Consider the following 26,764-nt stretch of genomic DNA (forward strand, 5'->3'; position numbering starts at 1 on the left):
AGGGCGCGCCGGCGCGCGCCAGGTCTCGAACGTCAGACCAGCGAGGGAGCCGGAGCGTGGAAAATCGCGCGAGGGTTTAAATGCGAGGACGGGACGAACCCGGGCCATGTTCGACGCACCAGTCGAGACGTGGTACCTCTGGGTCGGTCTCGCGGTGGCCGGCACCGCCGCGGTCGGCATCGCCGCGACCCTGCCCCGAGCGCCCCCGCCGGACGCGGCCGGCGCGGCCGACACCGTCGACGCCGTGGCCGCGAGCGACCACGCCGCGACCGGCGTCCACCCGCTGTCGGTCGACGCCGCGAAGGTCGGCCCGTACCGGCTCTGGCTCCGGGACGACGGCGCGACCGGCCACGCCGCCTTCGGGTTCGGACCAGTGACCCCGGTCCGGCCCGACACCGCGCTCTGGGACGTCCTCCGGGGGACGCCCCCGGACCGGGCCTTCGGCGCACCGGCCGACCTCCGGCGCGCCGCGGCCGCGGCCCGGAACCGGACGCCGGCGTGGCGCCGGCGCGAGCGACTGACGGTCAGGCGGGTCACCTGGGAGGGCGTCGATGTCACGCTGGTCGGGTGACCCGCCGGCGGCTCGCCGACCGACCCGCGCCCAAGTCGAACCGCTGGCGGCGCTGGTCGCGGTCTTCGCGGTCGGGGTGGCGCTGGCGGCCTACGCGGGCGTCCTCGGCGACGCTCTGCCGACGCCCGATCGGAACCTCGCCGAGCCGACCGTCGAGCGCGCCGAGCGCGCGGTCGGTCCGGCGGGCGTCGCTGCTCCCGACGCGCTCGCCGCCGGCCTGCGGGCTGCCCCCGACGGGTACGCGGTCAACCTCACCCTGTCGGCGGCCGGCCGGACCTGGCGGGCCGGACCGACCCCGCCGGCGCGCGCCGAGGCGGCAGACCTCGCGGTGAGCGTCAGGGTCGGGCCGGGCCGACTCCGGCCGGGACGGCTCCGCGCGGAGGTGTGGACGTGAGGGGCGTCAGCACCGTCCTCGACGCCGCGCTCTGTCTCCTGCTGGTCTCCGCGAGCGCGCTGACCCTCGCCGGCACGCCGACGGCGACCGACCCGGACACCGCCGACGAGGCCGCGGAACTGCTGGCGACGAGCACCGCCCGGGTGACCTACCAGGCGGGCGGGACGGACACGCCGACGGGGACCGCTAGCGGGCGCGAGGCCGGCAACCGGACCGTCCACGACACCCTCGCCGGACTGCTCGCCCGTGCAGCCACCGCGGACACCGCGGACTCCCGTCCCCCGACACGCGCCCAGTCGACAGTCGGCACCACCGGCTTCGTCGGCGCCGTCACGGCCCGGGTCGAGCGCGCGCTACGACGGCTCGACGGCGACGTGCAGGTGGTCGCTCGACGGAACGCCTCGGACGCGACCGCGACCCCCGGCAGTCGAGTCGTCGCGGGCGAGGCGCCGCCTCCCGACGCCGACGTCCACTCGGCCGCCTTCGCGGTCCGGGACGTCCGGCTGACCGTCAGGACGTGGTCGGCGTGAACTTCGCCGAGGACCGCCGGGCGCGGGTCCCCTTCGCGCTGGTCGGCGTCGTCCTGCTGGTCGGCAGCGCCGGCCTCAGCGCGACGCTGGCCGGCGGGCCCGCACCTGCGACCGACGACGCGGCGGGCGTCGCCGCGGACCGCGCCACCGCCGCCGCGAGCACGGCGCTCCGCGGAGCTATCGCCGGCGCTGCACGCACGGCCGCCCGGCGGCCGCTGACCGAGGTCGCCGACACGCCCGCGGGGAGCGCGCTGAACGCCTCGACGCCCTTCCGCGACTACCTCCGGATCCGGATCTACCTCGCAGCACGCGACGCCCTCGGGTCGGTGGACGTCCGCGCCGGCGGGAGCCGAGCCGGCACCCCGCGGACCGGCCGCGGTCGCTCCGGCGGCGTCACCGCCTCGGTCTCGCTCCCGCCGGTCCGGAACGCCTCGGCGCTCGAGCGGGCCAAGCGCCGGGTCACCATCGAACCCGCGGGCGGCGCCGGGAGAGCCGAGAACGCCGGGCTCCGCGTTCGAATCCGGAACGTCACGGTCACCGTGACCCGGGGAGAGCGCGTGATCGACCGCGAGTCGCTTTCGCCCGAACTGGTCGTCGCGACCCCCGCGCTGGCGCTCCACGAGCGCACCGAGCGGTTCGAGACGCGGCTCGACCGCGGCCCGCTCTCGCCCGGACTCGGCCGGCGGCTCACCGCCCGGCTCTACGCGCTGGCCTGGGCCCGGGGGTACGCCCAGTACGGCCGCGCGCCGATCCAGAACGTGGTGGCCAACCGGCACGTCGAACTCGCGACCAACGGCGCGGTGCTGCGCGAGCAGCGGGCCGCGTTCGGCGCCAGCGACCCACGCGGACGGCGGGCGGTCGGCTGGGCGACAGCCAGGGTCGGCGCGACCGACCTGCTCGCGGCCGCGAACGCGGGGCGCGGGCCGGGCTGGACCGGCCGACTGCTGGCGGCCGCCCGGCGCTACCAGCGCGAGAACCCGATGCCCGGCGGCGTCGCGAACGAGCGCGCCACCTCGCCGTCGCCCGTCCCAACGGGGGTCAACCGGACTGCGGACCGGGCCTTCGCCGACCTGATAGCCGGCGCGAACGGGACCGACCTCGGCGGCGTCCTGCGGTCGGCGTACGCGGTCGACGCGCGCCTCGTGGCGGCGGTCCGGAAGGTCCGGACCGAGGGCGACCCGACCCCGACGCCCGACGCGCCCGGTCCGAACTGGACCCGCCGGTCGAGCGAGGTCCGGACGCGGACCGCGGTCGAAGTCGGCACCGGACCCCGACCCGCGGCGCCACAGGGCCGGCACCTGCTCCGCGGGGAGTCCCGGCGGGTCGTCCGGACGCACTCGCTGGTCACCGAGTGGACGCGGGGCAACGAGAGCGCGCGGACCGTCCAGCGCTGGACCGAGACGTACGCCGTGGGCATCGGTGTCGCCGGCGACCACAGCGCGGGGACGACTTCCCCCGAATCGGCACCCTCGCCACCGGCCCGTCCCGTCGCGGACGTCCACGAGCGCGGCGGCGCGCTCGGCGGCCCGAACCTCCGGCACCTGCCGGCGCGGGCGACCGAGCGACTGGTCGCGGACCGCGGCGGGTTCGACGCGCTGGCCCGCCGCGCCGCGACCGGCACCCTCGACACTCGACCCGAGCGGGTGGCGGGGCGGCGACCGGCCGACCTGCGGCAGTGGGTCTACCGGGACCTGGCAGTGCTCCGCGAGCGCGTCCGGAACATTTCGGTGGCGGTCGCGCGGACCCGGGTCATCGCCGGCGAGCCGCCCGCCGTCGAACTCGCCCGCGAACTCCGGCGTCGGCGCGCGGAACTCCTCGACGCACCCAGCCAGTACGACGGCGTGGCCGACCGGGCGCGGGTCGCGGCGCGGGCCGCCTACCTCGACAGGGTGGCCGAGCGGCTGGCGTCGCGGGCCGAGCGGGCGAACGCGACCCGGTCCGGCGTCGGGCGGGCGCTCCGGGACGCCGGGAGCTCGCTGGGCCGGGCGCGCCGGATTCTGCGGGCGTGGATGACGGACGCGACGTCGTCGCCGCGGACCGCGCGCCGACCGCTCCCCGCCGACGGGCCCGGCCGGGCGCTGAACCTGAGCGTCGAGGGGTCGCCGCCGTACCTCACCCTGGCGGCGGTCGACGGCGAGCAGGTTGCCGCGATCCCCCCGGGCGAACAGCGCCACCCGCTCGACGCGCGGAACCGGAACGTCTTCGCGGTCCCCTACGGCGACGCCGCGGAGACGGTGGCCGGGGAACTCCTCGGCGGCGGAGGCGGGAAGTCCAAGCGCGCGAGCATCCGGAGCGCCGCGCTGGCGCTCCGGGCCGCCAACCGGACGCTGGCCGAGGCAGACAACCGGAGCCTCGCGCGACGCCGGGAGGAACTCCAGACCTCGCTCGCGTCGTCGATGGCGGCGGTTCGCGAGCGACTCGTCGCGGAGCTGGCACTGCCGCGGTTCGACCTGACCGAGGCCGAGCGACGTGCGGCCGTCGACGCCGGGCTGGGAGAGTGGCCCACCACCGCGGGGCGGGCGCTGGCGGTCGCGAACGGGTCGGCGGCCCGGAGCGTCGCCGCGGCGCTGACGCGCCGTCACCCCGGCCTCCGCCGGTCGGACCGGCGCGACTGGGTGCGGCTCCGGGCGGGACTGGCGCTGGAATCGGTCCGCCGGAGCGTCCCGGGACCGGACCGGTCTCGGGTGAACCGGACTGGGAGCGCGGTCCGGCGCGTGGCGACGGCCGAACTGCAGCGCGCGGCGGCGACGGGGCTCGCCAACGCGACCGAGGCGGCGAGCAGGCGGTGGTTCAACGAGACCCTCGGCGCGATACCGGCCGGGCTGCCGGTCGCGCCCGTGCCGGGCCACTGGTACGCGACGCTCAACGTCTGGACCGTCTCGGTCGAGGGGCGGTACGCCCGGTTCGCGGTGAGCGCGCCGCAGGGGCCGCCCGGCGAGCCGGTGACGTACGTCCGGGAGTCCGCGACGGTCCGGCTCGACTGGGACGGCGACGGGACGGTGGAGGTGGTCGGGCGCACGACCCCGGTCGCGTTCGAGACCGAGACCGTCGTCGCGGTGGTCGTCCCGCCGGGACCGCCCGGCGTCGGCGACCGCGGCGGGAACCGCGACGAGACCTCGCCGGGGTGGTCGGCCGGCTGAGTGGCAAAGCGACGACTGGGCCTCGGTAACCAGATCGCCGAAGCAACTTTCCTGTCGCAGGAAGTCCTCCGCGGCTCGGAATCGGATGACGAACCCAGAGTGTAACCAGGGACTACCGCTGCCGGCTCGCGATGAAGTGGTGGAGCCGCGCGTACTCGGCCAGCGTCATCGGCGCGCGGCCCTCGACCTTCTGGTGGACCTGCTTGCCGTCCATGTCGTCCATCTCGGCGGCGATGGTGTCGACGTCGAGGACCGCGGTCGTCATCCCCATCAGGAGGTTGTCCCGGACCTCCGCGACGATCGCGTCGGCGTCCGGCGCCTCGTCGCTCAGCGCCGCGACCGCCGCGGCGTCCTCCAGCGTGATGTCGTCGGCGGCGTCGGCGTCCCCGGCGGCGACGGCGTCGAGCGTCTCGCGGTCGACGCCGGTCTCGTCGGCGACCGCGTCGACCCCGCGGGCCTCGATCACGGCGGCCAGTTCCGCGACGTAGTCGGCCCGGAGGTCCGCCGGCGAGGTCGCCTCGGGGTCGGCGATGTCGTCGTAGAGCATACCCGATGCGACGGTCCCGCGAGTAAAAGGAGTTTCACTTCGGCGGGAGCCGGGATTCGCACTCCATCGCGAGCGCCCGGCTCACTCCAGGCACGACGCCACGAGCGCCAGCATGCGCTCGCCGCGGACCTCGTCGGCCAGCAGCGGGACCCGCTTGACGTCGTGGCCCCGGAAGACGTCCTGGGCCTCTGTCAGGGCGTCCTGCTGGACCTGCCACCGGCGCTGGCAGAACTCGCAGGTGTCGAGGTTCGGGGAGACGAACGCCTCGGGGTCGACGTCGGCGTCGGTCACGTCCGCCAGGTCCTCCATCACCTTGTTGACCACCACGGTGCCGACCGGCACCTCGAACTCCGAGAGCTGCCGTAGGAGGCGCTGGGACTCGAAGACGCTCATCTCCTCGGGCACCAGCACGACCCGGAAGTCGGTCTGGTCGGGGTCCCGCAGCGTCGCCCGGAGGCGCTCGATGCGGTCGCTGAGCTCGTCGAGGTCGTCCAGGCCACGCTCGGGGTCGGCGTCGTCGCCGCCGAACATCCCCTCCATCATGCCCTCGAACCTCTGCTTGAGCTTCATAATGCGGCCGATCATCGTGTCCATCAGCTCCGGCAGTTCGAGCAGCCGGAGGGTGTGGCCGGTCGGTGCGGTGTCGACGACCACCCGGTCGAACCGCGGGTCGTCCATGAACTCCAGCAGCTTCTGCATCGCCGCGGCCTCGTCGGCGCCGGGCATCGGCCCGCCGAGCAGCGCGTCCATCGGGTTGTCGCCGCCGAGCAGCCCGCCCAGGCCGCCCAGCGGACCGGACTGGTCGTCCGCGCCGGGGCCCGGGGAGGCGTCGGCCCCGGGGCCGCCCGCGGGTCCGGCGCCCGCTCCCCCGCCGCCGGCCGCGCCGCCGAAGACCGCCTGGCCCTCCGCCATCGCGGCCTCGGGGTCGATCTCGGCCGCGAACAGGGGGATCTCCTCGCGGATGCGCTCGGGGGTCGCCGAGATGTCGGTCTCGAAGGTGTCCGAGAGCGAGTGGGCCGGGTCGGTCGAGACCACCAGCGTCGCGGTGCCGTCGCGGGCGCTGGCCAGCCCGGTCGCGGCCGCCATGGTGGTCTTGCCGACGCCGCCCTTCCCGCCGTAGAGGACGTACTCGGGCGCGTCGACGCCCACCGGCACGTCGCTCTCGTCGATGTGGTCGACCGCCTCGACGTCGAGTTGGCTCATCGCGCGGGGGTTGGCAGTCCGGGCTTGTGTACTCGTTGGTTGGCGGTGTCGCGGGGGCGTCGAATCGCCGGCGGACCGGAACCGGCGCTCACCCGTCCCGGGCGTCGGCGACGTCGGCCCGCGAGGCCGCCAGGACCTCCTCGGCGGTCAGGTCGGCCTCGCGCCACGCCGGCAGCCGGCGGTCCTCGCCCGGCGGCGCGACCGCCTCGGCGTAGGCGTCGACCTGGGCGCGCTCCTCGGCCCGGTCGTAGTCGAGGCCGTTGAAGCCGGCGTCGGCGGCGTACTGCTCGACCAGCCCCTCGGCGGCCCGGCGGTAGCGGTCGGGCAGGCTGTCGTAGTCGGGCGCGACGCCGTGGGACTCGACCGCCCGGAGCAGCGCCCGGCCGACGTGGCGGCTCATGTCCGAGAGGCCGGTCGGCCCCGAGACCGCGCGGTGGTCGTGCTCGTACCGGCCGAGGTCGACCTGCGCGGTGCCCGCGAACCCGGCGTGGGCGAACGCCTCGCCGAGGGTGCCGACCTCCAGGCCCCAGTGGCGCTCGGCCCGGATCCGGCGGGCGAACTCGGCGGTCGCGCCGAGCTCGCCGGCCAGCGCGTACCGGAACGACCCGAGGTAGTCCAGCACCGCGGCGTCGGGGTGGGCGTCGGCCAGCGCCCGGACCAGCGGGGCGTAGAACAGCCGACACAGCCGGCCGTAGAGCCGGCCGTTCTCGACCCGGGCGTAGTACCCCTTCGAGAAGTCGTAGCCCCGGCTCAGCGGGTAGAGCAGCCGCGACACGTCGCCGGCCTCGTAGGTCTTGGCGTCGGCGTCGTGGACCACCACGTACTCGCGGTCGGCGGTCGCGACCCCGAGCGCCAGCCAGACGTCCCGGCCCTTGCCGGCCCGGCCGTTGAGGCCGCGCTCGCCCAGCAGGTCGACGACGCCGGGGCCGTTGGCCCACACCACCGACAGCGGCAGGTCGAAGCCGGCCAGCCAGTCGCAGAACGCCGGCACCTTCCCCGGCGGCGCGCGCAGCGCGACGACCACGTCGCCGGGCGCGACCGCCTCCAGCTCCGAGAGGACGCGCTCGGCCGCGAGGTCGGCGTACTCGCGCTCGGTCATCGGGACGACCACCGCGGCGCGGTCGGTCGGGGCGTCGGGGACCCGGCCGGTCAGGTCGTGCAGGGTGGCGACGCGCTCCTGTCCGTACTCCATCGGGTGGGCGTTGGAACGGAGGGGTTGAAAAGCAGGGGGACTCGGCGGTGGTTGCCGAGGGCCCGGGCGAGCGGGGAGGCCGCCTCCGGGCTTTCCCGTCTCGCCTAATCGCCCCGCGCGACGGACGCGTCCCGGCCGCCGGTCGGCAACACGTCGGCCGACCAGAGCGCGACCAGCACGACCAGGATGGCGACGAGGAACCCGCCCGCGCCCCGGAACACCGCGTCGTAGCCGAACCCGGCGTCGACGAGCGTCCCGACCACCACGCTCCCCATCGCCTGGACGACCATCATCGACCCGCTGTACAGCGAGTAGGCGCTCGCCCGGTGCTCGTCGGGCAGCGAGTCGAGCAGGTAGGTGTCGAGCGCGGGGAAGAGGCTGTGGACGACGTAGCCCAGCACCGCGGTGACGACCGCGAGCGCGACCAGCCCCCGGACCGCGGTCAGCGCGAACAGGCAGGCGACGAACCCGGCCAGGATCGACAGCATGAGCGGGACGTACGGCAGCCGGTCGGCGAGCCGGCCCGTGACCCAGAAGGCGGGCACGCCGGCCGCGAACACCACCGTCAGCAGGGTGTTGGCGGTGCCCGCCCCCACGCCCTTGGTCGCGGTGACGTACGAGACGTAGAAGTTGAACAGCCCGTTCCAGACCAGGCCGGTCGCGCCCAGGATCGCGATGCCGCTGACGATGATGGGCCACTGCCGGCGGGCGGCCGACAGGAGGTCGCGGTCGGCGGCGCCGGCGTCGGGCATGTCGGTCCGGCGGGCGGCCAGGTAGAAGAGGACGGTGGCTGCCGCCGCCACGACCGCGACGATGGCGAACACCTCCCGCCAGGTGGCCGCGAGCACCACCGCGCCGGCGAACGCGGGCGCCACGACCGCCGCGACCTGGCTCGCGGTGCCGTGGATGCCCAGCGTCCGGCCGACCCGCTCGGGGTAGAGCTCGGTGATGAGCGGGTTGGCGGCGATGAAGTACGCGCCGCTGGACGCGCCCATCAGGAACGCGCCGACGCCGAGCGCCGGCACCGAGCCGGCCACCGTCATGAACGCCGACGCGCCGGTCAGTAGCGCTCCCGATCCCAGCACGACCAGGTGGCGGTCGACCCGGGTCAGCAGGTAGCCGGTCGGGATCCGGGGGAGCGCGCTCCCCAGCCACGCGAGCGTGGCGATCAGCCCCGCCGTCGACGGGGTGAGCGCGAACGCGGCCGACAGCGGTTCGAGCAGGGGCGCGAACACCACGCGGGCGAGGTTGACCAGGAAGACGACCGAACACATCGACGCGAAGACCCGACCACGAGACACGCCGGAGCCTACTCCGAGGGGACAGTCAAACCTTCCGAATCCGGACAACAGCCCCCAAGCTTTTCGTCCGTCTCCGTCGTACTCCTGTGGTCATGAAATCACTTCGGCGCGGGCTCTGGGACGGGGAGGTCGGGAAGGACGCCCGGGGGCGGTTCTCGTGTCGCATCTGCCACCGGGTGCTGGTCGCGGTCGGTGACGGCGAGGACGACGAGGGGTCGGACGCCGGGGAGCGCGTCGGTCGGTCGGTTCGCGAGGAGGACGTCGCGGGAGCGACCGGCGAGACGGGAGTCGCGCGCTCCTGTCCCGAGTGCGGGCGGACGTGGGAGTCGCGGGCGACCGCGCCGTGGCGGACGACGGGCGGGTAGCGCGAGCGGGATTCCGTCGCGGCCAAGCGAACAGTGAACCCGGCGTCCGGCTACTCGAACACCCGGTCGAACGCGTCGGCGCCCATCGGGTCGAACCGTCCCGCGCCGAGGTTCTCCGCGACGTGCTCGGGGTCGCTCGTTCCCACGAGCGAACTGGTCACGCCGGGCGCGCTCCGGGCGAAGTTGATGGCTCGCTGGACCGTCGAGTCGCCCTCGAGTCGGTCGGCGACCTCGGCCGGCAGCTCCCGCGCGAGGTCGCCCTGGGCGATGCTGGCGCTTGTGAAGACGTTCAGGCCCGCCTCGTGGGCGAACCAGAGCGCGCTCTGGGGGCCCTCGGGCCCCTGCTGGGACTTCACGGTGAACGCGTCGGCCATCACGACGTTGAACGGGAGCTGGATCGCTCGCAGGTGGGTCGCGGTGTTCTCGGCGGCCTTGGCGGCCTTCCGGGCCCGGGAGATGATCTCCGACAGCGAGAGGTACTGGTCGTCGCCCTCGGGGACGCGGAAGGCGTTCCACGTCGCGACGCCGTACTTCGAGATGTCGCCCGCCGCGGCCCGCTCCTCGAGTCGGGTGAACGTCGCCTCGAGCTGGTCGTAGACGTCCTCGCGAGAGCGGGCGTGGAGCTGGGTCTCGGGGTTGTGGACGTAGTAGAGGTCGATCTCGTCGACGCCCAGGTTCTCCAGCGACCGGTCGAGCATGGCGTCGATGAAGTCGGGCGCGATGCAGTGGCTCCCCCGCGCCAGGTCCTCGCGGTCGACCAGCCCCGCGTCCACGAACTCCCGCTTGACGTACGCGCCGGGGTCGTCGGGGCGCTCGCCGTCGAAGGGGACGAACCCGCCCTTGGTCGAGACGAAGACGGCGTCGCGGTCGACGTCGGCGTCCTCGACGGCCCGGCCGACCGCGCGCTCGCTGCGCTGGCACCGGTAGTTGACGGCGGTGTCGACGACGTTGATGCCGCCCTCGAGTGCCGCCGCGATGGCCTCGCGGTACCGGTCGTCGATCGCGTCGGTCGGCTCGCCGAGGTACGTGCCGACGCCGATGCTGGAGATCGCGAGCCCGTCGAACAGCCGGAAGTAGGTCCGGCCGAAGTCGTCGCCGTGGGCCTGTTTGTACTCGTAGGTGCCGTCGTCGGTGGCCATGCCCGGGAGTAGCGCCCCGAGGAGGATAAGCCCGGAGGGTTCGGTGGAGGACGAGAGACGACGGCGACGCGGACGGCGCTCAGACGTCGCCGTTGAGCGCGGCGAAGATGTCGTCGCCGAGCTCGGCCTGCGACCACATCGCGGCCTCCGCCCCGCTGGCGTACGCCGCGCCGTCGACCGGGACCTGGCCGCCGCCCATCCGGGCGTGGCCGCCGGCGCTCGCGCCGGGGATGTCCTCGGCGACGGTCTCGAGCGCCTTGCCCATGTGGACCCGGTCGTCGCGCGACCGGCCCGAGAGGTGGACGGTGTCGTCGCGCCGGCCGTAGACGACGACGGCGGTCACGCCCTCGAGCTGGAGGAGCTCGTCGGCCGCCTGCGGGATGGCGTCGGCGTTGTTGATGCGGCCGACGTCGCTGACCGCGAACGACCCGCGGACGTCCCGGCCCGAGATGGCCTTCGACTTGATCTCCAGCACCTCGGCGCTGACCTGGGGGTTGGCGATGCGGTCGAGCAGGTCCTCGTCGACGCCCTCGTAGAGGTAGGCCGCGGCCTCGAACTCCGCGCCCGTGCAGCCGCTGGTGAGGTGCTTGGTGTCCGACTGGACGCCGTAGAGCAGGCCGGTCGACACCTCCGCGGGCACGACGAGGCCGTCGACGTTCTCCTCGGACTCGTCGGGGCCGACCGGCGTGCCGCCGACGTCCTCCAGGTACTCGGCCACCATGGTGGCGCAGGCGCCGTAGTCGGTGCGCTGGTCGGTGAACCGCTCGCCGGTCCCGTTGCCGGGGTGGTGGTCGACGACCGCGTAGGGTTCGAGCCGCTCGGCCCCCTCGAACCCCCGCGGGGTGTTGTGGTCGACCAAGACGACGTCCTCGGCCGCGAGGTCGCTGACGTGGTCGATCTGCTCGAGCTCGAGGTCGAGCACCGTCCGGAACGCCCGGTTCTCCTGGTGGCGGATCTGGCCGGCGAACTGGAGGGCGGCGTCGGTGCCGACCTCGTTGGCGAGGTGGGCCACCCCGATGGCGCAGGCCATCGCGTCGGGGTCCGGATTGGGGTGCATCAGGATCGCGACCTCGTCGCGCTTGCTCAGCGCGCGCTTGAGCCGCGCACCCATCGGCCGCCGGAGCCACCGGACGACGAGCCACAGCGACGCCACCAGCGCGACCGCCCCGAGCGCGGCGGCCCCCGCGAGTTCGGGCGAGCTCAGGCCGTACGCGTCGGCGGCCCGGAGCACGTCCCGGACCCGCAGTTCCGGGATGACCGGCAGTTGCATGCTACGACCTGACTACCCGGACGAACAAGAAATTTTCCCGATACGTGGATAAGTGAGGCTTTCACGCCGAGCGGTCGCGGTATGCCGCGATTTCGTCACGGTACCCCTCGCGATAGGTCGGGTAGGCGAACTCGTAGCCGAGGCCGCGTAACTTCTCGTTGGAACACCGTTTGCTCGTCAGTAACCGGCGTTTCGCCCGCTCGGAGAGGTCCTCCTCGAGGCGCTCCTCGGTGGTCTGCTTCGGCGGGCGCTCCTCGCCGCACTCCTCGGCGAGCCAGTCGGCGAACGCCCACTTCGAGACCGGTTCGTCGTCGACCACCAGGACGACTTCCCCGCGCGCGAGGTCCTCGGTCAGCAGGTGCCGGACCGCGCCCGCGGCGTCGTCGCGGTGGATCATGTTGAGGTAGCCCTCGGTGACCGGCCCCTCCAAGTAGCGCTCCAGTCGGGTCCGGCCCGGCCCGTAGATGCCCGCCAGGCGCGCGACCGTGCCGTCGATGCCCCGGTCGGCCGCCGCCTCCAAGGCCACGCGCTCGGCCTCGGCCAGCACCTCGGTCTTCTCGGTCGTGGGCTCCAGAGGCGTCTCCTCGTCGACCCAGTCGCCGCCGTGGTCGCCGTAGACGCCGGTGCTGGAGGTGTAGACCAGTCGCTCGGGCGGGTTCTCGCGCCCGGCGAAGTGGTCGATGACGGTCCGCAGCCCCTCGACGTACACCTCGCGGGCGGCCGCGGCGTCCCGGCCGCCGGAGCTCGCCGCGAACACCGCGGCGTCGACGTCGGGCACCGCCTCCAGCGCGTCGGCGTCGGTCACGTCCGCCTGTACCGCCTCGAATCCCGCCTCCTCGATGGCTTCGATGCCCTCCTCGGAGCGCCGGACGCCGACCGCGTCGTGGCCGCGCTCGGTCAGCTGGCGGCCGAGTTCCAGGCCGACGTACCCGCAGCCCAGTATCGCGACGTTCATGCGCCGGTGTAGGTGGGAGGGCGGGATAACTCCGGCGACGCGCGACGGGGGAGACGGGGGAGTGGTTGTCTGTTCGTCGACTTTGGGACTGGCGCGACCTCCGTGTCGCGCCGTCACCGTGCGAGGGAGGCGGCCGCGTCTGCGCAAGCGAAGTGAGCGCAGGCTCGTCGGACGCGGTTCGTCCGACGGCGTTGATGCGGCCGCCGAGGCTGGGGAGGCGTGAGGCCCGCGGTCGCGGTGCGGAGCTGTGCGGGACAGAGGTGACGGCAGCAGCTAGCTCGACTCCACTGACAGTGGTCACCTCAGTCCCGAGTGGGAGGCTGATGAACAGTCTGAGCAACAGTCCAATAGCGTTCAACTCCGCGTGAACTGCCTCAGCTCACCCGCGACATGAGCGAGATGGCGAGCCGGTAGAACTTGTCCCGCAGCTTGTCGGGCACGAACCGCCCGAGCATCGCGACCTTCGCCACCTGTCCCACGGGGTAGCGCGCCGCGGGGTCGGTGAGGTTCGCGGCGTCCAGGACGGTCTCGGCCACCTCGCGGGGCTGGACCGCGCCGGGGCCGCCGCCCCCGATGGCCTCGGTGTCGTCCAGGATGGCGTAGAGGTCGTCGTAGGCGTCCGAGCGCTCGATGCCCTCGATCTCGTCGGCGGCGCGCTCGACGAAGGCGGTGTCGACCGGGCCGGGCTCGACCAGCACCACGTCGACGCCGTGCTCGCTGACCTCGGGACGGAGCGCGTCGCTGATGCCCTCCATCGCGAACTTCGAGCCGCTGTAGACGCCCGAACCGGGCACGGCGAGCCGGCCCGACACGCTCGAGACGTTGACGATAGTGCCGGTCCGGCGCTCGCGCATGTGGGGCAGCACCTCCCGGATCAGCCGGTGGGGCCCGAAGACGTTGACCTCGAACTGGTCCTCGACGCTCTCGACGGTGACGTCCTCGACCGGGCCGAGCTGGGCGTACCCCGCGTTGTTGACGAGGCAGTCGATGCGGCCCTCCTCGTCGATGATGCGGTCGACCACGCGCTCCACGTCGTCTTCGTCGGTCACGTCGAGCGTGGCGATGTTCGCTCCGTCTTCGCCCAGCGCCTCCACGTCTGCGGGGTTGCGGGCCGTGGCGTACACGTCCCACCCGTCTTCGAGGAAGGCGCGGGCCGTCTCGCGTCCGATGCCCGACGAGCAGCCGGTGATGAGAACGGTTTCGGTCACGGGTGCACTGTCGGGGCGCGGACAGATAAATTTCGTCGCTCCGGGGCGTAGGAGTGGACTGAGGTGAGATTGTAACGCTCGCTTTCTCAAACCGAGTACGGGAATCGACAACCCCGACGGGGAATACGGTTCGGAAAGCCCCCGGCCGGTCGCTCTCCATCGGTTTCTCAGCGAGAACAGACCGCAACAACCGGACGAAGAACCGCCAGAAAGCCCCCGGCCGCTCGCGGTCGCTGCGCGACATATCCTCGGTTCGCCTCCGGCTCACCTCGGATAGGGGTCGCGCAGACGACCACGTAAACGCGAGCGGCCGGCCCCTTTCGGCCCACCCAGACCATTGTGCGGACGGGCCGGGCGCTTGCCGGTGGTGTGTGACGACGAGCGTCTGCCGGTCGGCTCGGTCACCGACTGCAAACGCTACCTGTCGACATCGGCCTTCACCTCGTCGGCGTAGCTGTCGGCGAGCCGGGTGGGCTCCGGGAGCTTGTAGCCCGCGCAGAGCCGTTCGACGAGATCGGTCGTGGTCTCGGCGCTCACGCGGTGGCCCGGGCTGACGTAGAGGGGGTTGACGTGGCGCTTCTGGGGGTTGTCGTACTGGCGGGACTGGTAGGCGTAGCCGATGACCGTCCCCTCGGGCGCGTCGACGCTGTCGTCGGCCTCGATGGCCACCCGGGCCCCCTGCGGCAGGTGGTCGTCGAGCGACTCGCGGGGCCGGCCGCAGAGCAGGCTCTTGGCGACGCCCACCGCGGGGACGTCGAGGGTGACGCCGATGTGGGTGGCGATGCCCGCCTGCCGGAAGTGGATGCGACCGCTGCCGTCGACGACCGCGAGGTCGGGCTCGACCGACAGCTCCTCGAACGCCGCCAGGATGGCCCCGCCCTCGCGGAACGAGAGCAGCCCCGGAATGTAGGGAATCTCGGTCGGTTCGACCGCGTGGACGCGCTCGACGACCTCCCCGCCTTGCGTCGCGACGATGGCGCTGACCGCGAGCGTGTCCTCGGAGAAGGCGTCGACGAACGCCTGGTCGACGCCGGCGACGACGGGCGGTTCGTCGCGGGAGTCGGCGTCCTCACCCGTCCGCTCGCCGAGCGCGGCCTGCTGGGTGTCGGCGTCGTCGGTCGACCCGGCGCGGACCGCCGCGGGGTCGAAGTCGAAGTCGTCCGCGAAGACGGCCTCGGCGGCCAGGTCGCGCTGGAGCTGCTCCATCTCCGCGCGGGAGAGCGTCGGGTCCGGGACGAACTCGGGATGAACGGGCGTCATGGGAGAACGGAGGGCGTCGAGACGTTAGAATCGTCCGCCCGGGCCGCCCGGTCCGCCGGGACCGCCCGGACCGCGGCCGCCGCCGAGCTGGAGCTGCTGGGGCGCCCGCTCGCCGTCGCGCTTGAGCTTGATGCCGTAGAGCACGCCGACCGCCACGCCCGCGAGGTGGGCGAGCTGGGCGACCCCGCCCGCGCCGATGCCGCCGGAGGCGCTGACGAACGCCGAGTAGCCGACGAACAGCGTGGTCGCCAGCCAGAGGGGCATCGGGATGATGAAGTAGAGGTAGATGGTGAGGTTGGGGTTCAGGATGGTCAGCACGCCCAGGACCGCGGCGATGGCGCCGCTGGCGCCGAGCACCGGGGCGAACGCGCCGGGCGAGAGGTACATCGTCGCGCCCACCTGGGCGAGGCCGGCGAGGGCGCCGCTGACCAGGAACAGCGCCGCGAACTTGTTGCTCCCGATGCGGCGCTCGACCACCGGGCCGAAGAAGTACAGCACGATGGAGTTGAGCGCGATGTGCATGAACCCGCCGTGGGAGAACACCGAGGTGATCCAGGGCCAGACGTAGAAGATGTTCTCGGAGTTCAGGGTAAAGATGGTGTACCACGCGAACGAACCGGGGTCGACGCCCAGCAGGAACGGCGCGATGCCCCACTGGAAGGCGAACCAGATCCACATCGCCCCGAGGAAGACGAAGGTCATGTTCCCGCGGAAGTAGCCCAGCGGACCGCCGGGCCCGGTGTCGACGCCGATCCTGTCCGCGAGCCCGCCCGACGACCGACCGTCGTCGTTCACGCTGTCGTCGAAGCCACTGTCGAACACGCCGTCCGGGTCGTTCCACTCGTTGAGGCCCGGACAGTCGTGGCTCTCCGGGAGCCTGTGGGCCGAGCAGAACGTGCCGCCGCACCGGCGGCAGTTGTAGGGCATGTTCTCGTGTTCGCCACACACGTCGCATCTCGCCATTGACCGACCCTTGGGGGTCGGACCTGAAAGGGATTTGGGTCGTCTCCGTTCGCGCCGGAACGACGCGGTCAGCGGCGCTATCTATCGAGACGGTTTCGTGTCAGAACGGACAGCGCGGAGAACGGTCACTTGCCGGAGAGGTCACGCGGGCCGGGCGCCGAACCCGGTCAGGCCGGCTTCCCGCCGGCGTACACCGCGAAGTTGTAGTACTGCCAGACCGACGTGACCGCCTCGAAGCCCGACTCCCGGAGCCAGACCAGCTGGTCGGTCAGCGTCGAGGGGTCGTCGTAGTCGTCGCTGGCCTCCCACTCGTCCATGAACTCCTGCTCGTCCCACCCCTTCGACCGGACCCAGTTCCCGATCATCTCGCCCGCCAGGGTCTCGAGGTGCGGGGCCTCGAACTCGATCACGTCGCCGTTGATGAACCAGCCGCCGGGCGCGAGCGCCCCGAAGACGGCGTCGAACAGTTCGCGCTTGGCGTCCTCGTCGAGGTGGTGGACCGCCAGCGACGAGACGACCAGGTCGTACTCGCCCTCGGCCCGCGGGTAGTCGTCGGGGAAGGCGCCGGACTCGAGCCGTACCCGGTCGCCGAACGTCTCGAGCTTGCGCTCGGCCTCGCCGAGCATCTGGTCGCTGTGGTCGACCGCGAGCACGCTGCTCTGGGGGAACCTGGTCAGGAGCTTGGTGGTGAGCTCGCCGGTCCCCGCGCCGAGTTCGAGCACGCTGATTTGCTCGGTGCGGTCGTGGGGCGGGGCGTTGAGGACGGCGTCGTGGAGCTCGTCGTACCGCGGGACGATGGCCTCGATGCCGGGGTCGTAGAGGCTCGCGTCCGCGAACACTTCGCCGGGCTTCTTCATGGCTCGCCAGTAGTCGCTCCACGCACGTAGGCTTTTGACCGAGTCATACGCCGCCTGCCGATTATTTCCGGGGCGCATCTGCCGGCAGGCTTCGCCCGCGTCTCGGACGCGACGGGGCGGACACGTCCTGTCTCGGACGCGACGAGGGCGGACAGCGCTCGCTCCGCGGCGGGAGAGACAACGACCTCCCGGCGAATTTTTGACGCTGGCGCACCGAGTGGAGGCCGTGAAGGAGTACGAGCGAAAACAGCTGCTGGAGCGCGTCGAGCGCGAGGGCGCGACGGTCGGCGCCGACATCCCCGAGACCATCGAGGTGCAGGGCGAGTCGGTCGACCTCCGGGAGTTCGTCTTCGAGATCAAGCGCCGCGAGACCGTGCCGGCGGGCGAACGCGACCGGGTCGACCGGGCGAAGAAGAACCTCCGGCGCGAGCGCCTCCAGCGCAAGCAGCTGCTCGAGGAGGGCGACATCACCCGGGCCGAGGGCGAGGAGCTGGTCAACGCCATCGTCGGCATCGACCGGGCGCTCAACGCCCTCCAGAGCCTCGGCCCGACCGACGTCGAGCGCGAGGCCCAGGCCCAGGAGGCCGCAGACCGCAAGCGGTGGATGTCGTTCCTCAAGCAGGCGCTCGGCCGCGAGGACGCCAGCAACCGCGGGCGGCTCTGACCGCGCACGCAGCCCCGAACCACGACACCGAATCCAGACCCGAACCATGAGACGAAACGACGAGATCGCGAGCCTGCTCGAAGAGTACGCCGACATCCTGGAGGCCCAGGGCGTCGACTACAAGCACCGGACGTACCGCCGCGCGGCCGAGAGCATCCGGGACTCCCCCGCCGACATCGAGGACGTCGCCGCCGAGGGTCCCGAGGCCGTCCAGGAGATCCAGGACGTCGGCGAGTCCATCTCGGAGAAGGTCGCGGAGGCGGTCGAGACCGGCACCTTCGAGCAGTTAGAGGCGAAACGCGAGGAGCTGCCGGTCGCGATGGCCGAGCTGACCGCGGTCGAGGGCGTCGGCCCGAGGACGGTGGGCGACCTCTACGAGGCGCTCGGCGTGCGGGACCTCGACGACCTGGAGGCCGCCGCCCGCGCGGGCGAGATCCGTGAGGTCTCGGGGTTCGGCGAGAAGACCGAGCAGAACATCCTGGAGGGCATCGAGTTCGCCCGCCAGTCCCAGGGCCGGGAGCTGCTGGGCGAGGCCCGACCCGTGGGCGAGGCCGCCCTCGCGTTCTTCGAGGCGATCCCCGAGGCGGGCCGGTGCGAGCTCGCCGGCTCGCTCCGGCGGTGGAAGCCGACCATCGGCGACATCGACGTGCTGGTCGCCAGCGACGACCGGCAGGCGGTCATCGACGCGTTCACCGACTGGGGCGAGGCCGACGAGGTCATCGAGGCCGGCACCGACAAGGCCAGCGTGCGCTCGGACGGCCAGCGGGTCGACCTCCGGGTCGTGGCGCCCGCGGAGTTCGGGTCGGCGCTCCAGTACTTCACCGGCAGCAAGCAGCACAACATCCGGCTCCGGAACTACGCCATCGAGCGCGACTACAAGATCAACGAGTACGGCGTCTTCGACGTGTCGGAGGTCGAGGACCCCGACGCCGGTGAGGGAACCGACGGTTCCCGAACGTCGTCGGACTCGTCCGACGGAAGTCAGCGAGTGGGCGAGCGCGTCGCCGGCGAGACCGAGGAAGGGATGTACGAGGCGCTGGGGCTGCCCTACATCGAACCGGAACTGCGCGAGGACCGCGGGGAGATCACCGCGGCCGCGAACGGCGACCTGCCCGACCTCGTCGAGGAGGGCGACGTCCGGGGCGACCTCCACCTCCACACCGCGTGGTCCGACGGCGAGTACACCGTCGAGCAGATGGCCGAGGCCGCCGCGGAGTTCGGCCACGACTACATCTGCGTCTCCGACCACGCCACCGGGCCGGGCATGGTCGGCGGCGTCGGCCTCGACGACGAGGAGCTGCGCGAGCAGCTCGCAGAGATTCGAGACATCGCGGACGGGCTCCCCGTCACAGTCTTCGCGGGCGTCGAGGCCAACATCGCCGAGGACGGTTCGATCAGCGTCGGCGACGACCTGCTCGCGGACCTCGACTGCGTGGTCGCCTCGCCCCACAGCGCGCTGGAGGGCGACGGGACCGACCGGCTGATCGCCGCCATCGAGCACCCGAGCGTCGATATCATCGGCCACCCGAGCGGCCGGATGATCCACCAGCGCCCCGGCATGGAGTTCGACGCCGACGAGGTGGCCCGCGCCGCGGCCGACCACGACACCGCCCTCGAGATCAACAGCAGCCCCTACCGGCTCGACCTCTGGGGCAGCGCGGTCAAGCAGGCCGTCGAGGCGGGCGCGACCATCGCCGTCGACACCGACGCCCACTCGCCGGCGGAGTACGCCAACGTCCGGTACGGCGTCCACACCGCCCGGCGCGGGTGGGCCGAGGCCGACGACGTGCTCAACGCCCGCGACGCCGACGGCGTCCGGGAGTTCCTCCACTGAGATGGCCGGCGACGACGCGGGGAATCGACGGAACGCGGCCGACACCGCCGACGCGCGTCGGTCGCCGGCCGACGCCCGCCTGCTGCTCGACGTGATGCTCGGCAAGCTGACGACCTACCTCCGGATGGCCGGCTACGACGCGGCTTACGCACTCGACCGGGGCATCGAGGCCGACGACCGGCTGCTCGACCTCGCCGACGCCGAGGACCGACTGCTGGTCACCAGGGACGCGGACCTCGCGCGGCGCGCCGACGGCCTCCTGCTCGAATCCCGGGACGTGACCGACCAGCTCCGGGAGCTGACCGACGCGGGGTTCGCGCTGGGCCTGTCGGAGCCGGCGCGGTGCTCGGCGTGCAACGCCGAACTGGCCGCGGTCGATCCGGCCGCCGAGACGCCCGACTACGCGCCCGACCCGGCGGAGACGCGGGTCTGGCGGTGTCCGGCCTGCGGACAGCACTTCTGGAAGGGGAGCCACTGGGCGTCGGTCGCGGAGACGCTCGCCGACTGCTGACCCGCGGCTCGGTCAGGGCGTCGGCAGCCGTATCGTCCGGTCGGAGTCGAACAGCGCGAACAGCGCGAAGAGGGCGAACAGCGCCGGTTCGTTCGTCAGCGCGCCGACGACGCCGAGGACGCCGAGCGCGCCGAGTCTGTCGACGTCGATCTCGACCATGTCAGACGGTCGGTCCGCAGGCCGGAAATATCCGGCCCCGAACGCGTTCGACGGGGAACCTCGGCTCCGACAGGACCGGCTGTCGTTCCGTGGGCTACACCTCCGGTGGCGGCCAAACCCGGACATGGACAGTTCACCGACCTGGCACGAGGACCCCGCGTTCTGGGGGACGTTCAGGGAGTACCTGTTCCCGCCCGAGAAGGTCGCGGCGGCGCCCGAGCAGGTCGACCGGATGCTCGCGCTGCTCGACCTCGAACCGGACGCGCGAGTCCTCGACCTCCCCTGCGGGGTCGGGCGCCACGCCGTCGAACTCGCGAGTCGGGGGTTTCGCGTGACCGGCGTCGACCGCACCGAGTCGTACCTCGACACCGCACGCGAGCGCGCCCGTGAAGCCGACGAAGGCGGCGGGAGCGACGGGGACGGACACGAAACCGGCGCCGTCCGGCGGAACGTCGAGTTCCTGCAGGGGGACATGCGGGAGTTCCGCCGGCCCAGGGCGTTCGACGCGGTGGTCAACGCCTACACCTCCTTCGGCTACTTCGAGGACCGCGCCGACGACGAACGGACGGCCCGCAACTTCTACGAGTCACTGAAGCCCGGCGGGCGACTCCTGCTGAGCCTCACCAGCAAGGAGGTCCTGGCGGGCAAGTTCGAGCGGCGGACGTGGGACGAGCGAGACGGGGCCTACGTCCTCGAAGAGCACAGGGTCACCGACGACTGGAACCGGATGGAGAACCGGTGGATAGTGATCGAGGACGGGGAGGAGAGGGAGTTCACGGTCTCTCACCGGCTGTACTCCGCCTACGAACTCACCCAGCTCCTGGCGGGGGTCGGGTTCGAGACGGTCGACGTCTACGGCGACCTCGACGGGTCGGCGTACGACGAGAACGCGGAGCGGTTGGTCGCGGTCGCGGCGAAGTGACGGAGGTGGGGCCGCGGAGAAGTAGTCTAGCTGTTGGGCTCCCACTCCTCGCAGGCGTCCATGTCGTCCATCCGGCGGCCGTAGAAGCCGCAGTGGGGCTGCATCCCCTCGTTGGTCCGGACGTACTGGAAGTGCCTGCAGTTGCCGCAGTAGGCGTCCGTGGTCCGGTTCGGCCGGGCGGGCGCGTCGGCGTCGTCCAGCGGCGACCGGATGTCGTCGGTCGTGGTCCCGCCGTCGCTGGTCGCGGCGCCGCGGCCCGGCTTGTTGGTCTGGGTCGGCGTCTCGCCGTCGGGCGTGTCGCCGACGAAGGCGACGCCCCCGAGACCGGTCTGGACCGGGTCGGGGTCGTTGTCCGGGTCGCCGGCGGCCGAGGCGGCGAGCTCGGTCTGGAACGCGTTCAGGCCGTCGATGTCCTCGAAGTCGTCGAGCTCGTCCTTCTCGACCTCGACGGTCCGGACCTCGCCCTCGTGGGCGACCTCAAGCGTGACGGTCCCGCCGGGGTCGTTGCGCGTCTTGAAGTTGACCACGGCGACGAACAGGCACCCGAAGGTGACCAGCGCGCCGACGAAGTAGACGGCGACGACCGGCAGCGTGTGGTCGACCGGGCCGGGCGCGCCGGTCCACTTGTAGGGGTAGGCGTAGGTGAACAGCGCGACGCCCAGCACCGAGAGGCCCGCGCCGATGGCGGCCGCCGCCCGGACGCGCTCGCTGGCCGGCAGGACGCTGAAGATGCCGACGAACACGGCCGGCACGCCGAGTCCCGCCAGGACGCCCGCGAGCTTGCGGCCCTGCCACCACTCGAGCCCGAAGACGGATTCGAGGCCCGTCGTGGCGAAGACGATGCCGAGCACGACGAGCAGCGCCCCGGCGGCGAACAGGCCGACCCCGAGGTAGAGGAGTCGGACGTTGCCGACCTCGCCGACGTTCTCCTCGTAGGCCTCCGCGAGGCTTGTCATGCACGGGTCATCGCACGCGAACAAGTAAACGTTGCGTCAGACGCGCGTCGGCTGTTTCGCGGTGTGTCGGCGGTCCGAGACGTCGCCCGCGGCGGTGCTCCCGCCGCCGTCCGGTCGTCGCGGCCGGCCGGACGACCCGCGTCGGCGCCGCGCCGAGACACCACGTTTTTCCACGCGGGCCCCGAACGCCGAGGCATGGCAGACGACGACTCCACCGAGAACGCAGCCGACGAGAGCGAGACCGAGGGCGCCGACGGCGGCGAGGGCGAGGAGAAGTCCTTCCGCGAGCGCGTCGAGGAGATCCGCGAGAAGCGCGCCGAGGAGGGCGAGGGCGACGAGGGCGACCGCCGCGAGAAGATGGAGGAGATGATGGGCGGTGGCGGCCCCGGCGGCATGGGCGGCGGCGGCAACCCCTTCGCCCAGATGATGGGCGGCATGATGGGCGGGGGCGGCCCCGGCGGCATGGGCGGCGGTCCCGGCATGGGCGGCGGCCGCGGCGAGAGCGAGTCGGCCGGCAACGAGGAGCTCGTCCGCGAGGTCCGACAGCTCCGCGACGAGGTCCGGGACGCGACCCGACAGCTCCAGCGCATCGCCGACGCCGTCGAGGACCTCGACTGAGGCCGCGGCGCTGCGAACCGACCCGGTTCTCGCGACCCGTTCGACGACACCGCCGAGCAGCGACCGGTCCGGACTGCGCTACCGGACCCGCTTCTCCATGACGATCTCGTCGTACTCCCGATATTCGAGGGGGTACGTCCCCGTCTCCTCGTAGCCCCGGCGCCGGTACAGGTCGGGCAGGTACGGGTGGTCCCCGGGCGTCGTGAGCCAGACCGTCCCGTACCCACACTCCCGGACCGCCGCCTCCGCGCGGTCGAGCAGGGCGCTCCCGACGCCCTCGCCCTTCCGGTCCGCGCGGACGCCGAGCCGGCTGAGTTTGACCCGATCGGCCTCGGTCGCTTCGAGCCGCACCCCGCCGACGAGTTCGCCGTCCAACTCGGCGACGAGGACGCGGTGCTCCAGGATCCACTCGGCGACTTCGTTCGCCGTCGCGGACTCGGCCTCGGCCGGGAAGCCGAGGCGACGGTTCTCCGCGTAGGCGCTGCGGTACGCCGCGGCCAGCGCCTCGGCGTCGTCCTCTGTCGCGGGCCGGACCTCCGGGTCGGTCATGGCCCGTCCGTGCAATCGCCGGCCCTATAGAGTTTGCTCCGGGGTGGACTCCGGGCGCTCGGCAGCAGGAGTTTCGGCGGTCCGAGGTCGAATCTTCCCCCGAGGGGGCGCAGCGCGCCATTTTACGTGTGTGATAGTCTCGCATCTGGTTCCGCGAGCCGTGGATTTATTAGCGGCAGAACTGCTATTTCGATTCGTAACGTGGCCGAGTCGAGCGGCGGGTCGCTCCGCCTCTTCGGGAACCGCGAGTTCGTGGCGCTGGCCAGCACCGCGTTCGCCCGGAGCCAGGCGTACTCCACGATTCTCATCGCGCTGGGGGTGTACGCGAACATGTTCGACACCTCCGGCACCGTCGAGGGGCTGTTCGGCACGGCGTTCGCGGCGATCCAGCTGCTCATCGTCCTGCCGCTCGGCCGGTACATCGACCTGAAGAACTCCAAGAAGTTCCTGCTGGTCGGGCTCGCGCTCAACGTCGCCGTGTTCGTCGGCTTCGCGTTCGTCTCGGCGGTCGAGCACGTCATCCTGCTCCGGGTGGTCCAGGGGCTCGGCGCGAGCATCCTCTGGCTGACCGGCACCACCGTGGTCGGCGAGATCAGTCCCGACGAGTCCCGCGGACTCTGGATCGGCACGTACAACCAGGTCGGGGCGTTCTCCAGCCTGTTCGGCGACCTCGTCGGCGGACTCTTGCTGTTCGTCTACGGCTTCGGCCTCACCTACGCGGTGCTCAGCCTCTTCACCATCGGGGCGTTCGTCTCGGTGTACCTCTACCTCCGGGACAACCCCGGCGGCCGGGCGGACCCGGAGGAGGCCACCGGGTACGAGACGCTCCGGGACCTGATGGAGCGGCGCGCCATCAGGGCGCTCGTGTTCTTCCGGGGCGCGTTCAGCGTGGGCAAGATGGCGGTCATCATCTTCCTGCCCATCTACGCCCAGACCGGGTTCGGCATCAACGAGTTCCTGACCGGCGGCATCATGGCCGGCGGCAAGCTCACCAAGTCGCTCACCCAGGGGAAGGTCGGCGACCTGACCGACCGGTTCGGCCGCAAGCACCGGTTCGTCCTCGCCGGGGCGCTCACCTACGCGCTGGGCACCGCGCTCATCCCCCTGGCGGAGTACGCGAGGGAGTACGTCCCCGGCGTCACGCTCGCGGCGCTCGGCGAGCAGATGGCGCTGCCCGGCGCGTTCTTCGTCCTCTTCGCGGCCTACGCGGTCCTGGGCGTGGCCGACAGCCTCCGGCTCCCCGCGAGCATGGCGCTGTTCGTCGAGGAGGGCGAGCACTTCGACGCGGTGGGGTCGAGCCTCTCGCTGCGCTCGATCGCCTGGAAGGTCGGTCAGGTCGGCGGTCCCGTCATGGTCGGCGCCATCTGGGACGCCACCTCGGTGTTCGTCGCGTTCTGGACCGCCGCGGGGTTCATCGTGGTGTCGTCGGTCGTGTTCGCGTGGCTGTTCGCGGTCGAGCCCGCGCCCGAGCACGTCGCCGCCCCGGCCGACGACTGAGCCGGCGGTGTCGACGGTAGCGCCGCCCGACCCGGGACGCTCGGCGACCACGTATTTCCGGCCGGTCGGCGTACCCCCGCCGTGAACGTCGCAATCACCGGCGCGGCGGGGAACGTCGGTCGCCAGGCGCTGCTGGCGCTCTGCGGCCACGACGTGACGCCGATCACCCACCGCGAGCACGAGGAGCTGGAGGGGCCGACCCTCGACGTGACCGACGCCGAGGCGTTCGCCGACTCGCTCGACGGCCAGGACGCGCTGGTCCACCTCGCGGGCAACCCCTCGCCCGACGCCGACTGGGAGGGCGTCTTCGGGACAAACATCGGCGGCACGTACAACGCCTACGAGGCCGCCCGGCGCAACGACCTCGACCGGGTGGTGTTCGCCTCCTCGAACCACGCCGTCCAGATGTACAACGTCGACGACCCGGCCGACCCCGAGTCGCTGCGCGAGGACGCCAGGGCGGTCCGGCCCGACGACCCGACCCGGCCGGACTCCTACTACGGGGTGAGCAAGGTGGCCGCCGAGGCGCTGGGTGAGTTCTACGCCGACCGGCACGGGATCGAGGTCGTCAACCTCCGCATCGGGTGGCTGATGGACGAGGACCAGCTGCGGGAGACCCAGGACGGCGACCCGTCGCGCGCCCGGTTCGCCCGCGCGATGTGGCTGAGTCCGCGGGACTGCCGGGAGGCCGTCGAGAGTGCCGTGGACGCCGACCTGCCCGGGCCGTCGGTGACAGCCCACGCCGTCTCCCGGAACGACGACCGCTACCTGTCGCTGACCGAGACGACGCGCAAGCTCGACTACCGGCCGCGGGACAACTCGGCGGAGGTGCTGGAGTAGCCGGGTCCGCCGCGACCAGCGGGGAGGAGCGACAGAAGGGGCGACCGCGGCGCCGGTCTACGACACCGCGAGCTCGTCGGCGCGCTTCAGGACCTCGACGTCCTCGGCGTCGATGGACTCGGTGTCGAGCCAGTGGGGCACGTAGTTGCGCCGTTCGAAGTCCTGGCGCTCGTCCTCGGTGCCGATGACGCACCACAGCTGGGGCTCGTCCGGACCGTGCCAGTCACCCTGCCGGTTGATGGCGAAGCAGACCCGCTCGCCGCCGTCGTACTCGATGATGGCGTTCCGCCGGATGCCGGGGTCCCCGTGGATGATGAGTCGCTTCATGCGCGGCGATTCGGAAGGCGCGGGGTTAAACGCTTCGGGACCGCCCGACGGCGGGTCTCGGGGCCGCCGCGGGCGGCGAGGAGACCGCGGCGGTCCCGCGCGGGCGGTCACCGCAGGAAGTCCGCGATCGCTCGCGCCACCGCCTCGTCGCGCTCGGCGATCCGGCGCTCGCGGCAGACGCCACAGACCAGGGCCGCGTCGCCGACCGGGCGGCGCCCGGGGTCGTCGCGACCGAAGTAGTAGCCGCAGTCGGCGCAGACCAGCAGGTCGTCGGCGGGCGCGAGCCACCCCCGGAGGCCGCCGTAGGCCGCCCGGCCTTCGAGCAGGTCGCCGGGCGCGAGTGCGTCGGGCCACCGGCGCGAGCGCGCCAGCCGGTCGGCGTGGGCCTCGTTGACGTGATCGGCGCCGCGTTCGCGGGCGCGCCGGCGGGCCGCGGCGCTGTCGGGGCCGGTCGCGCGGATCCGCCGGTCGCAGTGCCGGCACTCGAAGCGGTGCTCGACCGTCATCCGGACCCGGCGGACCCGACCCGGCGGGCGTCCAGCGTCGCCCCCTCGGCGAGCTCGTAGGCGGTCGCCTCGGCCCGCGGAATCCAGGACCCGCGCCGGTCCTGCCGGGCGTAGAACGCCCCGTCGGCCGCGCGGTCCGGGACCGGTTCGGCGACGAACACCCGGTCGCTGCCGGCGACCGGTTCGAGCGCCGTCTGCTCGGCCAGCACCCGCGGGAGCCGGAAGACGACCTTCTCGGGGCCGGCCGGGAGGGCGCTCGCGAGCGCGTCGGCGTCGGCCCGGTCGAGCGCCGGGTCGCCGCGGAGGTCGTCGACCCCCTCGACGCGGACCGGGGGACCCGCGAGTCTACTGGCCGGACCGGCGACGCCGGTCATCGGCCACCTCCCCGCCGGCGCGCCGGGGCCGGGCGGCCGCCCACGCTCGTACCGCTCGTTCCGTCTCGTCCGGGTTCGTGTAGGTGACACCGTAGCATAGTCTCCTCCGAAC

The 26,764-nt window shown here is 72.8% G+C and carries 29 protein-coding genes; 12 read left to right on the forward strand and 17 right to left on the reverse strand.

Translation table 11 applies throughout. The features are described from left to right. Window positions 1-106: 106 nt before the first annotated feature. From ACQUQF_RS13865 to ACQUQF_RS13880, 4 genes are read left to right on the forward strand one after another with little or no spacing between them, the layout of a single operon-like run. Window positions 107-571 carry a DUF7283 family protein gene (locus ACQUQF_RS13865; RefSeq protein WP_435179689.1) on the forward strand — a complete coding sequence of 155 codons (465 nt, stop codon included), beginning with the start codon at window positions 107-109 and terminating at the stop codon, window positions 569-571. Continuing rightward, window positions 552-965, forward strand: coding sequence for a DUF7285 family protein (locus tag ACQUQF_RS13870; RefSeq protein ID WP_435179690.1), 414 nt, complete (start codon window positions 552-554; stop codon window positions 963-965). The genes ACQUQF_RS13865 and ACQUQF_RS13870 overlap by 20 nt, the downstream gene beginning before the upstream one ends. After that, window positions 962-1,495 carry a DUF7284 family protein gene (locus ACQUQF_RS13875; protein WP_435179691.1) on the forward strand — a complete coding sequence of 178 codons (534 nt, stop codon included), beginning with the start codon at window positions 962-964 and terminating at the stop codon, window positions 1,493-1,495. Before ACQUQF_RS13870 ends, ACQUQF_RS13875 begins: the two co-directional genes overlap by 4 nt. Continuing rightward, complete coding sequence (locus tag ACQUQF_RS13880; protein ID WP_435179692.1) at window positions 1,492-4,635, forward strand: DUF7286 family protein; 3,144 nt, start codon at window positions 1,492-1,494, stop codon at window positions 4,633-4,635. The genes ACQUQF_RS13875 and ACQUQF_RS13880 overlap by 4 nt, the downstream gene beginning before the upstream one ends. A gap of 112 nt (window positions 4,636-4,747) precedes the next feature. Here ACQUQF_RS13880 and ACQUQF_RS13885 read toward each other — a convergent pair whose 3' ends face one another. The 4 genes from ACQUQF_RS13885 to ACQUQF_RS13900 form a co-directional block, all read right to left on the reverse strand. Continuing rightward, a complete protein-coding gene (locus ACQUQF_RS13885) occupies window positions 4,748-5,182 on the reverse strand; it encodes a DUF5791 family protein (RefSeq protein WP_435179693.1) in 435 nt (144 codons plus the stop codon). 81 nt (window positions 5,183-5,263) lie between these two features. After that, window positions 5,264-6,385: an ArsA family ATPase gene (locus ACQUQF_RS13890; RefSeq protein WP_435179694.1), complete on the reverse strand. Its 1,122-nt coding sequence runs from the start codon at window positions 6,383-6,385 to the stop codon at window positions 5,264-5,266. An 88-nt stretch (window positions 6,386-6,473) separates the two neighbouring features. Further along, window positions 6,474-7,577, reverse strand: coding sequence for a glycosyl transferase family 2 (locus tag ACQUQF_RS13895; RefSeq protein ID WP_435179695.1), 1,104 nt, complete (start codon window positions 7,575-7,577; stop codon window positions 6,474-6,476). 104 nt (window positions 7,578-7,681) lie between these two features. Further along, on the reverse strand, window positions 7,682-8,851 hold the full coding sequence (locus ACQUQF_RS13900; protein ID WP_435179696.1) for an MFS transporter: 1,170 nt from the start codon (window positions 8,849-8,851) through the stop codon (window positions 7,682-7,684). Between the two features lie 119 nt (window positions 8,852-8,970). Here ACQUQF_RS13900 and ACQUQF_RS13905 point away from each other — a divergent pair, with 119 nt between their 5' ends. After that, complete coding sequence (locus ACQUQF_RS13905; RefSeq protein WP_435179697.1) at window positions 8,971-9,243, forward strand: hypothetical protein; 273 nt, start codon at window positions 8,971-8,973, stop codon at window positions 9,241-9,243. A 50-nt stretch (window positions 9,244-9,293) separates the two neighbouring features. Here ACQUQF_RS13905 and ACQUQF_RS13910 read toward each other — a convergent pair whose 3' ends face one another. The 7 genes from ACQUQF_RS13910 to ACQUQF_RS13940 all read right to left on the reverse strand — a co-directional run bounded on the left by ACQUQF_RS13910 (window position 9,294) and on the right by ACQUQF_RS13940 (window position 16,895). Then, the gene (locus tag ACQUQF_RS13910; RefSeq protein WP_435179698.1) at window positions 9,294-10,382 is read right to left on the reverse strand and encodes an aldo/keto reductase; all 1,089 of its coding nucleotides are present in this window, start codon (window positions 10,380-10,382) and stop codon (window positions 9,294-9,296) included. 79 nt (window positions 10,383-10,461) lie between these two features. Next, window positions 10,462-11,652: a DHH family phosphoesterase gene (locus ACQUQF_RS13915; RefSeq protein ID WP_435179699.1), complete on the reverse strand. Its 1,191-nt coding sequence runs from the start codon at window positions 11,650-11,652 to the stop codon at window positions 10,462-10,464. 61 nt (window positions 11,653-11,713) lie between these two features. Beyond that, window positions 11,714-12,607 carry an SDR family oxidoreductase gene (locus ACQUQF_RS13920; protein ID WP_435179700.1) on the reverse strand — a complete coding sequence of 298 codons (894 nt, stop codon included), beginning with the start codon at window positions 12,605-12,607 and terminating at the stop codon, window positions 11,714-11,716. Window positions 12,608-12,981: 374 nt separating this feature from the next. Then, window positions 12,982-13,815 carry an SDR family oxidoreductase gene (locus tag ACQUQF_RS13925; RefSeq protein ID WP_435179701.1) on the reverse strand — a complete coding sequence of 278 codons (834 nt, stop codon included), beginning with the start codon at window positions 13,813-13,815 and terminating at the stop codon, window positions 12,982-12,984. A gap of 417 nt (window positions 13,816-14,232) precedes the next feature. After that, window positions 14,233-15,075 carry an endonuclease V gene (locus ACQUQF_RS13930; protein ID WP_435179702.1) on the reverse strand — a complete coding sequence of 281 codons (843 nt, stop codon included), beginning with the start codon at window positions 15,073-15,075 and terminating at the stop codon, window positions 14,233-14,235. A gap of 24 nt (window positions 15,076-15,099) precedes the next feature. Next, window positions 15,100-16,038, reverse strand: coding sequence for a rhomboid family intramembrane serine protease (locus ACQUQF_RS13935; protein WP_435179703.1), 939 nt, complete (start codon window positions 16,036-16,038; stop codon window positions 15,100-15,102). Window positions 16,039-16,205: 167 nt separating this feature from the next. Further along, entirely contained in the window at window positions 16,206-16,895 is a 690-nt protein-coding gene (locus tag ACQUQF_RS13940) for a class I SAM-dependent methyltransferase (protein ID WP_435179704.1), read from the reverse strand. Between the two features lie 226 nt (window positions 16,896-17,121). On the opposite strand from ACQUQF_RS13940, the gene ACQUQF_RS13945 reads away from it, so the two are divergent. From ACQUQF_RS13945 to ACQUQF_RS13955, 3 genes are read left to right on the forward strand one after another with little or no spacing between them, the layout of a single operon-like run. Then, window positions 17,122-17,559 carry a DUF5788 family protein gene (locus ACQUQF_RS13945; RefSeq protein WP_435179705.1) on the forward strand — a complete coding sequence of 146 codons (438 nt, stop codon included), beginning with the start codon at window positions 17,122-17,124 and terminating at the stop codon, window positions 17,557-17,559. Window positions 17,560-17,605: 46 nt separating this feature from the next. Beyond that, window positions 17,606-19,393: a helix-hairpin-helix domain-containing protein gene (locus ACQUQF_RS13950; RefSeq protein ID WP_435179706.1), complete on the forward strand. Its 1,788-nt coding sequence runs from the start codon at window positions 17,606-17,608 to the stop codon at window positions 19,391-19,393. 1 nt (window position 19,394) lies between these two features. Continuing rightward, window positions 19,395-19,904, forward strand: coding sequence for a Mut7-C RNAse domain-containing protein (locus tag ACQUQF_RS13955; protein ID WP_435179707.1), 510 nt, complete (start codon window positions 19,395-19,397; stop codon window positions 19,902-19,904). A 12-nt stretch (window positions 19,905-19,916) separates the two neighbouring features. Here the strand turns inward: ACQUQF_RS13955 and ACQUQF_RS13960 are convergent, their stop codons facing one another. Beyond that, window positions 19,917-20,063, reverse strand: a complete 147-nt coding sequence (locus ACQUQF_RS13960; RefSeq protein WP_435179708.1) for a hypothetical protein — start codon at window positions 20,061-20,063, stop codon at window positions 19,917-19,919. 124 nt (window positions 20,064-20,187) lie between these two features. Between ACQUQF_RS13960 and ACQUQF_RS13965 the strand changes: the two genes are divergently transcribed. Continuing rightward, complete coding sequence (locus ACQUQF_RS13965) at window positions 20,188-20,985, forward strand: SAM-dependent methyltransferase (protein ID WP_435179709.1); 798 nt, start codon at window positions 20,188-20,190, stop codon at window positions 20,983-20,985. Window positions 20,986-21,011: 26 nt separating this feature from the next. Here ACQUQF_RS13965 and ACQUQF_RS13970 read toward each other — a convergent pair whose 3' ends face one another. After that, window positions 21,012-21,941, reverse strand: a complete 930-nt coding sequence (locus ACQUQF_RS13970) for a DUF7139 domain-containing protein (RefSeq protein WP_435179710.1) — start codon at window positions 21,939-21,941, stop codon at window positions 21,012-21,014. Window positions 21,942-22,136: 195 nt separating this feature from the next. Between ACQUQF_RS13970 and ACQUQF_RS13975 the strand changes: the two genes are divergently transcribed. Then, window positions 22,137-22,559 (forward strand): hypothetical protein, encoded by a 423-nt coding sequence (locus tag ACQUQF_RS13975; protein ID WP_435179711.1) that lies wholly within the window; start codon window positions 22,137-22,139, stop codon window positions 22,557-22,559. A 78-nt stretch (window positions 22,560-22,637) separates the two neighbouring features. On the opposite strand, the gene ACQUQF_RS13980 is transcribed toward ACQUQF_RS13975, so the two are convergent. Further along, on the reverse strand, window positions 22,638-23,108 hold the full coding sequence (locus ACQUQF_RS13980; protein ID WP_435179712.1) for a GNAT family N-acetyltransferase: 471 nt from the start codon (window positions 23,106-23,108) through the stop codon (window positions 22,638-22,640). 201 nt (window positions 23,109-23,309) lie between these two features. Between ACQUQF_RS13980 and ACQUQF_RS13985 the strand changes: the two genes are divergently transcribed. Then, window positions 23,310-24,605: an MFS transporter gene (locus ACQUQF_RS13985; RefSeq protein ID WP_435179713.1), complete on the forward strand. Its 1,296-nt coding sequence runs from the start codon at window positions 23,310-23,312 to the stop codon at window positions 24,603-24,605. An 81-nt stretch (window positions 24,606-24,686) separates the two neighbouring features. Then, on the forward strand, window positions 24,687-25,445 hold the full coding sequence (locus ACQUQF_RS13990) for an NAD-dependent epimerase/dehydratase family protein (RefSeq protein ID WP_435179714.1): 759 nt from the start codon (window positions 24,687-24,689) through the stop codon (window positions 25,443-25,445). Between the two features lie 57 nt (window positions 25,446-25,502). Here the strand turns inward: ACQUQF_RS13990 and ACQUQF_RS13995 are convergent, their stop codons facing one another. The 3 genes from ACQUQF_RS13995 to ACQUQF_RS14005 all read right to left on the reverse strand — a co-directional run bounded on the left by ACQUQF_RS13995 (window position 25,503) and on the right by ACQUQF_RS14005 (window position 26,652). Then, entirely contained in the window at window positions 25,503-25,772 is a 270-nt protein-coding gene (locus tag ACQUQF_RS13995; RefSeq protein ID WP_435179715.1) for an HAH_0734 family protein, read from the reverse strand. 107 nt (window positions 25,773-25,879) lie between these two features. After that, window positions 25,880-26,278 (reverse strand): hypothetical protein, encoded by a 399-nt coding sequence (locus ACQUQF_RS14000; protein ID WP_435179716.1) that lies wholly within the window; start codon window positions 26,276-26,278, stop codon window positions 25,880-25,882. After that, window positions 26,275-26,652, reverse strand: a complete 378-nt coding sequence (locus tag ACQUQF_RS14005) for a hypothetical protein (RefSeq protein ID WP_435179717.1) — start codon at window positions 26,650-26,652, stop codon at window positions 26,275-26,277. The genes ACQUQF_RS14000 and ACQUQF_RS14005 overlap by 4 nt, the downstream gene beginning before the upstream one ends. Between the last annotated feature and the right edge of the window lie 112 nt (window positions 26,653-26,764).

Origin of the sequence: Halorussus sp. AFM4 (assembly GCF_051194995.1) — an archaeon.
Classification (GTDB): Archaea; Halobacteriota; Halobacteria; order Halobacteriales; family Haladaptataceae; genus Halorussus.